The 12,828-nt window shown below is 71.9% G+C and carries 11 protein-coding genes; all 11 read right to left on the bottom strand.

Features of this window, described 5'->3' with window-relative positions; all coding sequences use genetic code 11:
* Positions 1-17: 17 nt before the first annotated feature.
* Entirely contained in the window at positions 18-1,349 is a 1,332-nt protein-coding gene (locus ACIBCJ_RS17525; protein WP_365980306.1) for a pectate lyase, read from the bottom strand.
* 63 nt (positions 1,350-1,412) lie between these two features.
* Positions 1,413-2,216, bottom strand: a complete 804-nt coding sequence (locus ACIBCJ_RS17520; RefSeq protein WP_365980278.1) for a rhamnogalacturonan acetylesterase — start codon at positions 2,214-2,216, stop codon at positions 1,413-1,415.
* Positions 2,217-2,435: 219 nt separating this feature from the next.
* Complete coding sequence (locus ACIBCJ_RS17515; RefSeq protein WP_365980277.1) at positions 2,436-3,806, bottom strand: sugar ABC transporter substrate-binding protein; 1,371 nt, start codon at positions 3,804-3,806, stop codon at positions 2,436-2,438.
* 68 nt (positions 3,807-3,874) lie between these two features.
* Positions 3,875-5,443 (bottom strand): family 43 glycosylhydrolase, encoded by a 1,569-nt coding sequence (locus ACIBCJ_RS17510; RefSeq protein ID WP_365980276.1) that lies wholly within the window; start codon positions 5,441-5,443, stop codon positions 3,875-3,877.
* Positions 5,440-6,285 carry a PmoA family protein gene (locus ACIBCJ_RS17505; RefSeq protein WP_365980275.1) on the bottom strand — a complete coding sequence of 282 codons (846 nt, stop codon included), beginning with the start codon at positions 6,283-6,285 and terminating at the stop codon, positions 5,440-5,442. The genes ACIBCJ_RS17510 and ACIBCJ_RS17505 overlap by 4 nt, the downstream gene beginning before the upstream one ends.
* Positions 6,282-7,439 carry a Gfo/Idh/MocA family oxidoreductase gene (locus ACIBCJ_RS17500; protein ID WP_365980274.1) on the bottom strand — a complete coding sequence of 386 codons (1,158 nt, stop codon included), beginning with the start codon at positions 7,437-7,439 and terminating at the stop codon, positions 6,282-6,284. The genes ACIBCJ_RS17505 and ACIBCJ_RS17500 overlap by 4 nt, the downstream gene beginning before the upstream one ends.
* Positions 7,436-8,338, bottom strand: a complete 903-nt coding sequence (locus ACIBCJ_RS17495; protein ID WP_362103643.1) for a carbohydrate ABC transporter permease — start codon at positions 8,336-8,338, stop codon at positions 7,436-7,438. The genes ACIBCJ_RS17500 and ACIBCJ_RS17495 overlap by 4 nt, the downstream gene beginning before the upstream one ends.
* Complete coding sequence (locus ACIBCJ_RS17490) at positions 8,335-9,270, bottom strand: sugar ABC transporter permease (RefSeq protein WP_362103642.1); 936 nt, start codon at positions 9,268-9,270, stop codon at positions 8,335-8,337. Before ACIBCJ_RS17490 ends, ACIBCJ_RS17495 begins: the two co-directional genes overlap by 4 nt.
* Before the next feature lie 112 nt (positions 9,271-9,382).
* On the bottom strand, positions 9,383-11,131 hold the full coding sequence (gene araD, locus ACIBCJ_RS17485; RefSeq protein WP_362509529.1) for an L-arabinonate dehydratase: 1,749 nt from the start codon (positions 11,129-11,131) through the stop codon (positions 9,383-9,385).
* The gene (locus ACIBCJ_RS17480) at positions 11,128-12,036 is read right to left on the bottom strand and encodes a dihydrodipicolinate synthase family protein (RefSeq protein ID WP_362103640.1); all 909 of its coding nucleotides are present in this window, start codon (positions 12,034-12,036) and stop codon (positions 11,128-11,130) included. The genes araD and ACIBCJ_RS17480 overlap by 4 nt, the downstream gene beginning before the upstream one ends.
* On the bottom strand, positions 12,033-12,701 hold the full coding sequence (locus ACIBCJ_RS17475; protein ID WP_127893774.1) for a GntR family transcriptional regulator: 669 nt from the start codon (positions 12,699-12,701) through the stop codon (positions 12,033-12,035). The genes ACIBCJ_RS17480 and ACIBCJ_RS17475 overlap by 4 nt, the downstream gene beginning before the upstream one ends.
* Positions 12,702-12,828 lie beyond the last annotated feature (127 nt).

Genomic DNA, 12,828 nt, shown 5'->3' with positions numbered 1-12,828 from the left:
GGTTCGTGGGGCGGGCGTCAGCGCAGGCGGCCCGCGCCCGCGCCGTGGTCGACGACGAAGGGGACCGCCAGGGACGGCAGGACCCCGGTGCGCAGCGTCGGCTTCCAGCCCGCGCCGGAGCGGAGGGGGGCGGCCGGGTTCTCGGCGTTGTGGGCGGCGATCAGGTCGACGGTGCGGCCGTTGACGCGGTTGTGCGCGGCGCTGAGCGGCGCGTCGTTCCAGCGCTTGAGCACCTTCGCTGGGCCGACTCCGGCCGGCAGGGTGAAGGCGTTGTGCTCGGCGACGAGGGCGGACTCCTTGCCGACGCCGAAGCTGTAGGCGTAGTCGTCCGAGGCCACGAAGTGGTTGTTGTAGACGTCGACCTGGCCGAAGCGGACACGGGGCGCGCGCTCGACGAGGTTGCGGAACAGGTTGTGGTGGAAGGTCGCCCTCAGGTGGCCGCGGTCGACGGCGGCGGTGGACTCGCTGTCGCTGTTGCCGATCAGGACGGTCTTGTCGTGGTCGGCGAAGACGTTCCAGGACGCGGTGACGTAGTCGGCGCCCTTGACGATGTCCAGCTGGCCGTCGTGCTGCTGGTAGAGCATGCCGAAGTAGGTGGGCGCCGCGCTGTCGGGGTGCTCGCCGTCGGTGAAGGTGTTGTGGTCCAGCCACACGTGGGTGGAGCCGTACACCACGGCGCTGTCGTACTCGGAGTTCCAGTTGCCCTGGTCCCCGTCGGTCGGGTCCCACTGCGGGAAGCAGTCGACGGGGCTCTCGAAGGTCAGGTTGCGGACGATGACGTTGTCCACGTCCTTGATCTGGAGGCTGGCGCCCTTGAGCGCGGCGCCCCGGCCGACGCCGATGATCGTGGTGTCGGGCGGCACGTTCGCCTTGATGGACCGGTCCTGCTGTGCGGCGGAGGCGCGGCGCAGCCCCTCGGGGCTGTCGTCGGGCTCGGCGCTCAGGTCGGTCTCCCTGCCCCAGCTCTCCGGGGAGTACTTCTCCAGGTAGGCGTCGAAGTCGTAGCCGGGAGCGGCGAAGGCCTCGCAGCCCTCCGAGACGGCGTCGACGGCGCCCTTGACCTTGATGATCCTGGGCGCGGTGCCGCCGGCGGCGAGGGCGGCCTTGAACTCGGCCCAGGTGGAGACGGTGTACACGTGCTCGGCGTCGGCGTCGGCCCCGCCGGTGGTGCCGGTGCCCTGGGAGGCCCAGCCGTCGTGGGCGGGCAGCGTCTGCCGTGCGGTGTCCCGGGGGTGGTGCCCGGGGCGGGCCTCGGCCGTGGCGGCGGTCAGGCTCAGGACGAGGGCGGTGCAGCCGACGAGGGCGGCGGTTCTGTGTGTGGCATGCCCATGCCATCTACGGGTGCTCATGGTGCGGCTCATGGTGCGGTTCTCCCTGGTTCTCGGGGTGATGTGCGGGGTGTCGTGCGGGGGTCAGGCGGTGGCCGGTGCGGGCCAGCCGATCCAGGACTCGGGGATCTCCTCGTCCAGCCGGCCCACGTCCCGGTGCGCCAGCACGCGTGTGCGCAGCAGCTCCCGGGCGACGAGCCGGGCGACCGCGATCGCGCCCGGCGGGTTGAAGTGGGTGTTGTCCTGCTCGGTGGCGGTCCAGTTGAAGTACGCCTTGGTCGCCTCGGCCCCGAGCCGCTGCCACAGCGCGAGCGACAGCGCCTGTACGTCGAGCAGCGCCACGCCCTCCCGCCGCGCGAGCGCCCGCATCGCCGCCGGGTACTCCCCGTGGCTCGGCACCGCGTCGCCCTGCGCGTCGAACCGCCGCCGCTCGACGGGCGTGGCCAGCACCGGCCGCGCCCCTCGGGCCCGCGCCCCGTCGACGTACCGCCGCAGGTGCTCCTGGTACGTCGTCCAGGGCTCGGTGTGGCGGGTGGGGTCCTCGGCCTTCTCGTCGTTGTGCGCGAACTGGACCAGCAGGAGGTCACCGGGCCGGATCGCCCCGAGGACGGCGTCCAGCCGCCCCTCGTCGACGAAGCTCTTGGAACTCCGCCCGTTCACCGCGTGGTTGGCGACCCGGAGATCCTTGCTGAGGAAGAAGGGCAACGCCATGCCCCACCCGGTCTCGGGCGCGGCGTCGGAGTACTTCTGCGCGGCGGTGGAGTCCCCGGCGATGTAGAGGGTGCGGGGGTGGTGACGCCCGCCGGCGTGGGCGGTCTGCGTGGCGGCGAACGCCAGGGGAACGGCGGAGACGGCGGCTGCAGTGACCTGTCTTCGGCTGAGTGACACGCGGGTCACCTTTCGGCGAGGGGCTGGAAAAGACATCTGGGGGGGTGTCGTTTGGATCAGGTCGGCTCCGGGCGACGGTGCCCTGGTGCCGGACCCCGCGACCCACGACAAGATCCAAACGACACCCCCTGGGGGCGCGGGGAACTGCGCGACGAGCCACGGACGGCCCGCAGCCCGCGACGAACGACGGACCGCCCACGGCGAAACCGAAACGGCCGACTAACCCCTCTGCTCCGTCCACTCGGCCTGCGCCTCGTTCAGCTTCTCGGCCAGCCCGTTCAGGAAGTCCTTCGCGCTCATGTCACCCAGCAGCACCTTCTGGAACGCCGGCTCGCTCTCCGACTTGGACACCGTGTTCCAGTCCGGCAGGTAGTAGGGCAGCTGGACGATGGTCGTGGACCCGTCGTTCAGCGCCTGCGCGGCCAGCTTCGTCGGCTCGGCCTTCTGGATCCACGCGTCGTTCGCGGCCTCGGTGTTGGACGGCACCTGCCCGGCCGACTCGTTGAACTTCGAGTTCTGCTCCTTCGACGTGGCGAACTCGATGAACTTCCAGGCGGCCTCCTTGTTCTTCGAGCTCTTGAACATGCCGAGCCCGTCGACCGGGTTGGACACCTGGACCCGCTTGCCCGAGGCGCCGGCCGGCTGCGGGATGCCGCGGAACTTGCCGACACCGAGCGCCTTCACGTGGTCCTGGTAGGAGCCGAGGTTGTGGTTGACCATGCCGATGGTGCCGGTGTCCCACTGGGCGACCATCTTGGCGAAGTCGTTGTTGACGTCGGCGGCCGGCGTGACCTTCTTGTAGAGCGCGGCGTACTTCTCCAGCGCCTCGACGTTCTTCGGGTCGTTGACGGTGGTCTTCTTCTTGTCGGCGTCCCAGAACGAGGTGATGCCGGACTGCCCGTACATGGCGTCGAACGCCTGGGCGATGGAGCCGGAACCGCCGCGGATGGTGTACCCGAACTCGTTCTTGCCCGCGTCGGTCAGCTTCTCGGCGGCGGCGTAGAACTTGTCCCACGTCGTCGGCGCGTCGAGACCGGCCTTCTCGAACAGGTCGGTGCGGTAGTAGAGGACGCCGTTGTTGGCGGAGGTCGGCATCGAGTACAGGGTGCCGTCGCCACCGCCCGCGGCCTTCAGGGACTCGACCATGTCCTTGTTGAGCTTGTCGCTCAGGGGAGACCCGGTGAGCCGGTCGTCCAGCGGCTCCAGGGCGCCCTGCGCGGAGAAGCCCGCGAGCATCGACGCCGTGACACCGCCGACGTCCGGCAGGCCGCCGCCCTGGATGGCGGTGTCGACCTTGGACTGGTACTCGGTCGCGGCGATCCCGACGTACTCCACGTCGATGTCCGGGTTCGCCTTCTCGAAGTCGGCGATGATCTCCTTCCAGACGGCCGTGCGGATGCCGCCGTTGTTGTCCCAGAAGACGATCTTGCCCTTGCCGCTGCCCTCGGCCCCCTTGTCGCCGCCCGCCCCGCTGCCGTCGTCGCCGCAGGCGGTGGCGGTCAGCGCGAGCACGGCTCCCAGGGCGACGGCGGAGGAGGTCCGGCGCCTGGCCGTGCCCTTGTCTCTGCTGCTGAGCATGCTGATCCTCATTGGTCGGCTCTCTTCTTCCGGATCGAACGAAGCGGTGGAACGAAGCGGTGGAACGACAACGTGGGGGTTCAGTGGGGCCCGACGCGGAACCGCGTGAAGGTGGCGGTGCCCGCGTCCGTGTGGCCGGCGGGTGCGAGGGCGAACAGGCCGAGCAGTGCGCCGACCCAGCGCCAGGGGGTGGCGGCGAACTCCCGGCCGACGGAGTGCGGGCCGTCGCCGGGGTCGTCGTCGCCGAGGTCGTAGGAGAAGCGGCAGCGCGCTCCGGGCAGCGTCTCGATCCGCAGCCGGGCCCGCCCGCCGGGTGCGGGGCGCGGCCGGTCGGCGTCCCGCTCGGCCTCGGCCACCGACTCGGCGAACCGGTGCACCAGGTGCACGGTCCCGTCGGTGTCCCGCTGGAGCCCGATCCAGCGGTAGGCGTCGCCGAGCACCGCGAGCCCGGCCCGCGCGCCGGGTTCCGTGCCGTCCAGCCGCAGCTCGACCTCGATCACCGCCGGGCTGCCGGGGAAGCGCTGGGTGAGCACGCTCGGCAGCAGGCGCAGGTCGTGCGCGTCGGCCGAGCGGACGCAGGCCAGCCGCAGCCCGTCCCCGGCGTGCCGGGTGGCCCAGCCCTCGCGGGGGTTGGCCGTCCAGGACCACTGGCGGCCGTACCGTCCGCCGGGGAAGTCGTCGTCGGTCGCGGGCGCGGCGGGCGGCTGCGGGGGCAGGGCGGGGCGGGCGTGCTCGGTGACCGGGGCGCCGTCGTCCCCGAGGACCGGCCAGCCGTCCGGTGACCAGGTCATCGGCTGGAGGTGGACCACCCTCCCGTACGCGCCGCGCTGCTGGAAGTGCAGGAACCAGTCCTCGCCCGCCGCCGTGCGCACCCAGCCGCCCTGATGGGGGCCGTTGACGTCGGTGTCCTTCTGTTCGAGGACGACCCTCTCGTCGTACGGTCCGAAGAACTCGCGGGAGCGGAAGGCGCCCTGCCAGCCGGTCTCCACCGATCCGGCGGGGGCGAGGATCCAGAACCAGCCGTCGTGCCGGTAGAGCTTGGGGCCCTCCAGGGTGAACCAGCCGGGGAGCCGGTCGGCGTCGACGATCACCTCCCCGTCGTCGAGGAGTCCGGTGCCGTCGGGACGCATGCGGTGACCGGTGAGCCGGTTCTTGATCCCGGAGCGGGAGCGGGCCCAGGCGTGCACGAGGTAGGCCTCGCCGGTCTCCTCGTCCCACAGGGGGCAGGGGTCGATGAGGCCCTTGCCCGCCTTGACCAGGTGGGGCGCGGTCCACGGGCCCCGGATGCCGGGGGCGTTGACCTGGAAGACGCCCTGGTCGGGGTCGCCCCAGAAGATCCAGAAGCGGTCGGCGTGGTGGCGCAGGGACGGCGCCCAGACGCCGCAGTCGTGGCGGGGCCTCGCGAACTCCCGCTCCGGCTCCAGGCGCTCCAGGGCGTGCCCGACCAGGGTCCAGTCGACCAGGTTCGTGGAGTGCAGCAGCGGCAGTCCGGGGACGCGGCCGAAGCTGGAGGCGGTCAGGTAGAAGTCGTCGCCGACGCGCACGACGTCCGGGTCGGACCAGTCGGCGTTCAGGACGGGGTTGGTGTAGGTCCCCGCGGTCCCCGTGGTCCCGGGAGCCGTGTCCGGGGTGATCCCGCCGGCACTCACGGGCTCACCGCCTTGCGGACGAGGGCGGCGGCGCCGTCGGCGTCGAGCCGGCCGTCGGCGACGACGGTGACGATCCTGCGGACCAGGGTGTCACCGGGGGCGACGGCCACCCGGTCGTCGTGGGCCAGCGAGGACCCGACCCCCGGGTACTCCTCGGTGCGCACGAACCACGGGTCGCGCCGGGTGCGTCCGGTGGCGCCGGCGAACACCAGCGACCAGGTCTCCCCGCTCAGCGCGAGCCAGTCGGCGCCGCGGCCGTGCACCTCCCGCTCGCCCTCCCGGTCGGCGGTGAAGACCCTGGGCGCCGCGCTCTCCTTGCGGGCCCGCCAGAAGAAGCCGCCGTAGGCGGCGCCGGGGCGCCCGTTGGTGGCGGGGCTGCCGAAGGTGATCGGGTCCGGGGTGACGTTGGTCAGGGAGAAGGTGAAGTCCAGTGCCCAGGCCGTGGCGGTGAGTTCGGTGGCCGCCACCGTGCGGCGCTCGCGGAGCAGTTCGGCGCCGCCGGCGACCCAGCGCAGCTCCTCGACGAAGCCGTCGGGGTCGCGCAGCTGGAAGGCGGTGTGCCGCTGGGTGCCGTGGTTGTCCAGCTCGGTCGGCCCCCGGCCCCGGACGTAGGTGCGCCCGCCCCAGAAGTTGTGCCCCTCGACGTCGGGAACGGCGACACCGACGCCGAGGTGATGGAGGTGGTCGGCGGGGCTGAACTCGGTCACGGCCGTGCCGGCCAGGGTGGTGACGGGGTGCAGGCAGGGGCGCGGCGAGAGCCGATACGGCAGCTCGGGCCGGGTGACGTACCGGGCGACGGGGCGGCCCGCCACGCGCAGTACCGGGGAGTCGTTGCCGGTCATCGGGTGCTCACCTCGTGGCGCGGGCGCTCGGTGCGCGGTGCCCAGGGCGCGCCCAGCTCGGAGTAGAGGGAGAGGGTGTCGGCGGCGGCGGCCACGAGTGCGTCGACGCCGGGGACCACGCGACGCGCCTCGTCCGGAAGGCGGCGCCAGGCGGCGGCGGGCAGCGGCTCCGGGTCGGGGGCCCGGCGGATCGCCTCGACGACCCGCATGAAGGCGCCCGTCTCGTCCGGCGGCACCAGCAGCGGGGCGCCGGTGGCGAGGTGGTCGGCCAGGTTCTCCAGCAGGTCGGTGCGGCCGAGGTGGAACTCCTCGGGGCCGTGGCCGCCGCGCTGGAGCAGGACGCGGTCCTGCTTGTACCAGAAGGTGACGCGTCCGCTGGAGCCGTGCACCAGGACGTACGGCTCGCCGGCCCGCTCCGCGCACAGGGTCGCGGCGACGGTGACGCGGTGCCCGCGCGCGGTGCCGATCCGCACGCAGGAGGTGTCGTCGGCCTCGATGTCGTTGGCGTGGCTCAGCTCGGTCTCGATGCCGGTGACGTCCTCGGCGCGGGCGGTGCCGCCGAGCGCGAGGGCGGTGGCGACGGCGTGCGCCAGCGGGTTGGTGAGCGCGCCGTCGACGACGTCGGCGCCGTTCAGCCGCCGCCTGCCCGACCACGGGGCGCGGCGGAAGTAAGCCTCGTCCCGTACCCAGGCACCGGCCCCGCCGATGCCCACGACCTCGCCGATCGCGCCCTGGGCGACCAGCTCCCGGATGGCGGGCACGGCGTGCGAGCCCAGCGACTGGAACCCGATCTGGCAGGCCACCCCGGCCTCGGCGACCCCGTCGGCCATCCGCCGGTATTCGGCGTACGACGGTGCGGGGGGCTTCTCCAGCAGCAGGTGCACGCCCCGCCGGGCGGCGGTCAGGGCGAGGTCGGTGTGGGTGGGGATCGGCGTGCAGATCACCGCGATCCGGGCGCCGGTGGAGTCGAGCAGGGCGCCGAAGTCGGCCGACTGCTCGGGGAGTTCTCCCCCTGCCTCCTCCTCGGTCAGCGGGGTCAGCTCGCAGATGCCGGCGAGCCGGACCGTTCCCGCCCGCTCCAGGCGGCGGATGTTGGCGACGTGCCAGCGGCCGTGGCCGCGGGCGCCGGCGAGGACGACGGGAACCGGGCTCATCCCTTCACCGCCCCCGCGCTGAAGCCGGTGATCAGCCACTTCTGGATGAAAGCGAAGACGATCACGACGGGGACGGCGGCGACGATGCCGCCGGCGGCGAGCGCGCCGAGGTCGACGCTGTCCGCGCTCATCAGGGAGTTGAGACCGACCGGGATGGTCTGCTTGTGCTGGTTGTTGAGGAACATCAGGGCGAACAGGAAGTGGTTCCAGGAGTGCACGAAGGCGAAGGAGCCCACCGCGATCAGGCCCGGCCGCAGCAGTGGCAGTACGACGATCCGGAAGGCCCGGAAGCGTCCGCAGCCGTCGACCCAGGCGGCCTCCTCCAGGGAGTACGGCACGTTCTTGATGAAGTTGCTGATCAGGATGATCGACAGCGGCAGCTGGAAGACCGTCTCGGCGATGATGACGCTGCCCAGCGAGTTGATCATCTGGAGCCCGGCGAAGATCTCGAACAGCGGCACGAGCAGCAGCGCGCCGGGCACGAACTGGGAGCAGAGCAGGGCGAGCATGAAGCCGCGCTTGATCCTGAAGTCGAACCGGGCGAGGGCGTAGCCGCCGGCCAGGGCGACGAGCGTGGTCATCACCAGGGTCGCGAGGCCGACGTACACGCTGTTCTGGAAGTAGGTGCCGAAGCCGCGGTCGGTCCACACCTTCTCGAAGTGCTCGGTGGTCATCGGCCAGGGCAGGAGCGAGGTCGAGCCCGCCGGGCGCACCGCGAAGAGCACGATCCAGTAGAACGGGATCAGGGTGAAGACCAGGTAGATCCCGAGCGGCAGGTAGATCTGCCAGCGGGGCACCTCGTCCCAGGCCGGGCGCTTCCTGCGCGGCCGCGGCGGCGCGGGGGCGACCGGCGCGGGAGAGGGGGCGGGGGCGGCCGCCGTGGCCTCTTTGGTGATCACTTGTTCTCGCCTCCGAACTTGCTCAGCCGCAGGTAGACGATCGAGCAGAAGAGCAGGATCACGAACGCGACCGTGGTGAGGGCCGACGCGTAGCCGAAGTCGTGGGCGTCGACGCTGGTGTTGGCGATGTACAGGGGCAACGTCGTGGTCTCGCCGGCGGGTCCGCCGCCGGTCAGGGTGTAGAGCAGGTCGACGTTGTTGAACTCCCACACCGCGCGCAGCAGCGTGGACAGGATGATGGCGTCCTTCAGGTGCGGCAGCGTGATGTGCCAGAACTGCTTGAGCCGGCTGGCGCCGTCGACCTCGGCGGCCTCGTACAGGTCCTTCGAGACGGACTGGAGGTCGGCGAGGATGAGGATCGCGAAGAAGGGCACGCCGCGCCACAGGTCCGCTACCACCGCCGCGGAGAACACGGTGGAGGTGTCGGAGAGCCAACTGGTGCCGTACGAGCCGATGCCCATGTCGGCCAGGTAGCGCGTGACGCCGGTCTGGGAGTTGTAGAGCAGCACCCAGATCGCCGAGGTCAGCACGCCGGAGACGGCCCACGGGGAGAAGACCAGGGCCCGCCCGATGCCGCGCCCCACGAAGGTCTGGTTGACGATGAGCGCCAGCGCCAGACCGAAGAGGAGTTGCAGTCCGACCTCGACGAAGACCCACTTGGCGCTGAAGACGAGGGTGTCCCAGAACACCGCGTCGTCGGTGAAGATCTTGACGAAGTTGTCGAGGCCCGCGAAACCGTCCCGCCACGGTTTGGTGGGGTTGTAGTGCTGCAGGCTGTAGTAGAAGACGCTGATGACCGGGTAGGCGATGAAGCCCAGCATCAGCAGGGCGGCCGGTCCGATCAGCAGGTACGGGAGCCTGCGCGGCGTGGCCGAGGCACGGCGCCGCCGGGGTGGCGCGGGCGGTTTCGCCACGGCTGCGGCTTGGGCCATGACAGTTCTCCGTTCTGGTACGTCGTGCGGGGGTCGGGCGTCGCGGCGGGCGGGCGCCGTACGGGAAGCGCTTTCTCAACCGGCAGGGGTGTGCGCGGATCCGCCCGGCGGTTCAGCCCGCGTAGGGGTCCTGCACCGTGCCGGGGCGGGCGAGGAACTCGAAGTCGCAGCCGGTGTCGGCCTGGGTGATCTGTTCGTTGTAGAGCGCGCCGTAGCCCCGTTCGTAGCGGGCGGGCGGCGGGGTCCAGGCGGCCCTGCGGCGTTCCAGTTCCGCGTCGTCGACGTTGAGCTGGAGGGAGCGTGCCTGGACGTCGAGGGTGATGGAGTCGCCGGTGCGCACCAGGGCGAGCGGTCCGCCGACGTACGACTCGGGGGCCACGTGCAGGACGCAGGCGCCGTAACTGGTGCCGCTCATCCGGGCGTCGGAGATCCGGACCATGTCCCGCACGCCCTGCTTGAGCAGGTGGTCGGGGATGGGCAGCATGCCGTACTCGGGCATGCCGGGACCGCCCTTGGGGCCGGAGTTGCGCAGCACCAGCACGCTGTCGGCGGTGATGTCCAGCGACGGGTCGTTGATGGTGCGCTGCATGGTCCGGTAGTCGTCGAAGACGACGGCGGGGCCGGTGTGCTTGAGCAGGTGCGGCTCGGCCGCGATGTGCTTGATGACGGCGCCGTCCGGGCAGAGGTTGCCCCGCAGGACGGCGACTCCGCCCTCGTCCGCGACCGGGTTGTCGCGGGTCCTGATGACGTCGTCGTGGTGGACGAGGGCGCCGTCCAGCTGCTCCCGCAGGGTGTCGTGGGAGACGGTGGGCCGGTCCAGGTGGAGCAGGTCGGTGATGCGGGAGAGGAAGCCGGGCAGGCCGCCGGCGAAGTGGAAGTCCTCCATCAGGTAGGTCTGTCCGCCGGGGCGGACGTTGGCCAGCACCGGGACGGTGCGGGCGATGCGGTCGAAGTCGTCGAGCGTGAGGGTGACGCCCGCGCGGCCCGCCATGGCGATCAGGTGGATCACGGCGTTGGTGGAGCCGCCGAGGCCGAGCACGGTGGTGACCGCGTCCTCGAAGGCGTCGGCGGTGAGGATGTCGCTCAGTCTCCGGTCGCGGTGGACCAGTTCGACCACGCGCAGTCCGGCGGCGGCGGCCATCCGGTCGTGCCCGGAGTCGACGGCGGGGATGCTGGAGGCGCCGGGAACGGTGACTCCGAGGGCCTCGGCGGCGGCGGTCAGCGTGGAGGCGGTGCCCATCGTCATGCAGTGGCCGGGCGAGCGGGCCAGGCCGCTCTCCAGTTCCTGCATCTCGCAGTCGCCGATGAGGCCGGCCCGCTTGTCGTCCCAGTACTTCCACATGTCGGTGCCGGAGCCGAGGGTCTCGCCGCGCCAGTGCCCGGGGAGCATGGGCCCCGCGGGCACGAAGACGGCGGGCAGGTCGACGCTTGCGGCGCCCATGAGCAGCGCGGGTGTGGACTTGTCGCAGCCGCCCATCAGCACGGCGCCGTCGACCGGGTAGGAGCGCAGCAGCTCCTCGGTCTCCATGGCGAGGAGGTTGCGGTAGAGCATCGGGGTCGGCTTCTGGAAGGTCTCGCTGAGCGTGGAGACCGGGAACTCCAGCGGGAAGCCGCCCGCCTGCCACACCCCGCGCTTGACCGCCTGGGCGCGGTCGCGCAGGTGGACGTGGCAGGGGTTGATGTCGGACCAGGTGTTGAGGACGGCGATGACGGGCTTGCCGAGGTGCTCCTCGGGCAGGTAGCCGAGCTGGCGGGTGCGGGCGCGGTGGCTGAAGGAGCGCAGTCCGTCCGTGCCGTACCACTGGTGGCTGCGCAGCTCCTCGGGGCGCCTGCGGCCGGCCGCGCCGGCGGGGCCGGTCATATCGACCATCCCGCGGCGATGGCGGCGACCTCGGCGCGCTCGCTCTCGGGCAGCGGCTTGCTCGGCGGGCGGACCTCCCGGCGGCACAGGCCGAGCGAGGCGAGGGCCTCCTTGACCACGGTGACGTTGTTGGCGGAGCCGTTGGCGGCGCGCAGTTCCTCGAAGCGGCGGATCTGCTCCCAGACCTTCATGGCGGCCGGGTAGTCGCCCGCCCGCAGCGCTTCGATCATGTTCAGCGAGACGGCCGGGGCGACGTTGACCAGTCCCGAGGTGAAGCCGGTGGCTCCGGCGGAGAAGTACGAGGGCGCGTACGGCTCGGCGAGCCCGGCGACCCAGACGAAGCGGTCGAGGCCGGCGTCGCGGGCGAACGCGGCGAACTTCGCGGCGTCCGGCACGGCGTACTTCACGCCGATGACGTTGGGGCAGGTGTCGGCGAGGTCGGCGAGGCGGGTGCCGAGGAGCTGTGCGTTGCGGATGTAGGGCACGACGCCCAGCTCGGGCACGGCCTCGGCGATGGCGCGGTGGTAGTCGACCCAGCCGCTCTGGGAGACGTAGGGGTGGACGGGCTGGTGCACCATCACCATGGAGGCGCCCAGGTCGCGGGCGTGCCGGGCGGAGGCGACGGCGGTCGGCACGTCGTGGCCGACGCCGACCAGGATCTCCGCGCGTTCGCCGGCCTCCTCGATCGTCAGCTCGGTGACCAGGCGCCGCTCGGCCGGGTCGAGGGCGTAGTACTCGCCGGTGTTGCCGCCCGGGGTGAGGGTCGTGATGCCACCGTCGAGGAGACGACGCAGCAGGGCCCGGTACGTGGCGGGGTCGACGGAGCCGTCCTCGGCGAACGGGGTCACCGGGATCGCCACCACGTCGGCCAGGGCCGCCCGCTGGGTCTCGAACGTCGCTGTCATGCCTGACCGTCCTCTTCCTGGGCCGCGGTCCCCGCTTCGGGGAAGGCCCGCTCGACGAACGACGCGATGTGCGCGTGGAGGGCGCGGGCCGCGCCGTCCGCGTCACCGGCGAGGGCGAGGCGCAGGATCTCCTGGTGCTCGCCCGCCTCCCGCTCCCAGGAGGGGTCGGCGGCCCAGGCGACGGCGGAGACGAGGGCCGCCTGGTCGCGGACCTCGTCGAGCATCCGGCCGAGCAGCGGGTTGCCGCAGGGCACGTACAGGGCGCGGTGGAACTCCCGGTTGGCCAGCGACCGTTCGGCCGTGTCCGTGGCGCGGTCGGCCTGGGTGAGCGCGTCGCGTGCGGCGTCCAGGGAGGCTCCGCGGCGCACGGCGCGCCGGAGCGCCTCGGGCTCCAGGAGGAGCCGGACGTCGTAGACCTCGCGCGCCATGTCCGCGTCCACCATGCGCACGGTGACGCCCTTGTACTGGCTCATCACGACCAGTCCGGTGCCGGCCAGCGTCTTGAGCGCCTCACGCACCGGCGTCTTGGACACCCCGAACTGTGCGGCGAGGTCGGTCTCGACCAGGGCCTGGCCGGGCGTCAGCCGGCCGGTGAGGATGCGGCGTTTGATCTCCTCCAGCACGTACTGCGTGCGGGAGGGGATCGGCGTGGGCACAGAGGTCATGCGCGCCTCTCGGAATCTCGCGTCGGATGCGCGGACCGATCTCTGATGTCTGAGATCTCGCGTATCGCGTCTCATATATGACGTACGAAGTACGACGCGTTGAAGGTAAGAGGGGCGCGCGGCCGCG

It is taken from the genome of Streptomyces sp. NPDC051136, assembly GCF_044455745.1.
Lineage (GTDB): Bacteria > Actinomycetota > Actinomycetes > Streptomycetales > Streptomycetaceae > Streptomyces.
Note: the sequence above shows the minus strand (reverse complement) of the source record. Positions and strands in the feature narration are given on the sequence as shown.

Coding starts and splice junctions, on each gene's coding strand:
- ACIBCJ_RS17525 (WP_365980306.1), bottom strand. CDS start 1,349: ATGAGCACCCGTAGATGGCATGGGCATGCCACACACAGAACCGCCGCC.
- ACIBCJ_RS17515 (WP_365980277.1), bottom strand. CDS start 3,806: ATGAGGATCAGCATGCTCAGCAGCAGAGACAAGGGCACGGCCAGGCGC.
- ACIBCJ_RS17505 (WP_365980275.1), bottom strand. CDS start 6,285: ATGACCGGCAACGACTCCCCGGTACTGCGCGTGGCGGGCCGCCCCGTC.
- ACIBCJ_RS17500 (WP_365980274.1), bottom strand. CDS start 7,439: ATGAGCCCGGTTCCCGTCGTCCTCGCCGGCGCCCGCGGCCACGGCCGC.
- ACIBCJ_RS17490 (WP_362103642.1), bottom strand. CDS start 9,270: ATGGCCCAAGCCGCAGCCGTGGCGAAACCGCCCGCGCCACCCCGGCGG.
- araD (WP_362509529.1), bottom strand. CDS start 11,131: ATGACCGGCCCCGCCGGCGCGGCCGGCCGCAGGCGCCCCGAGGAGCTG.
- ACIBCJ_RS17480 (WP_362103640.1), bottom strand. CDS start 12,036: ATGACAGCGACGTTCGAGACCCAGCGGGCGGCCCTGGCCGACGTGGTG.
- ACIBCJ_RS17475 (WP_127893774.1), bottom strand. CDS start 12,701: ATGACCTCTGTGCCCACGCCGATCCCCTCCCGCACGCAGTACGTGCTG.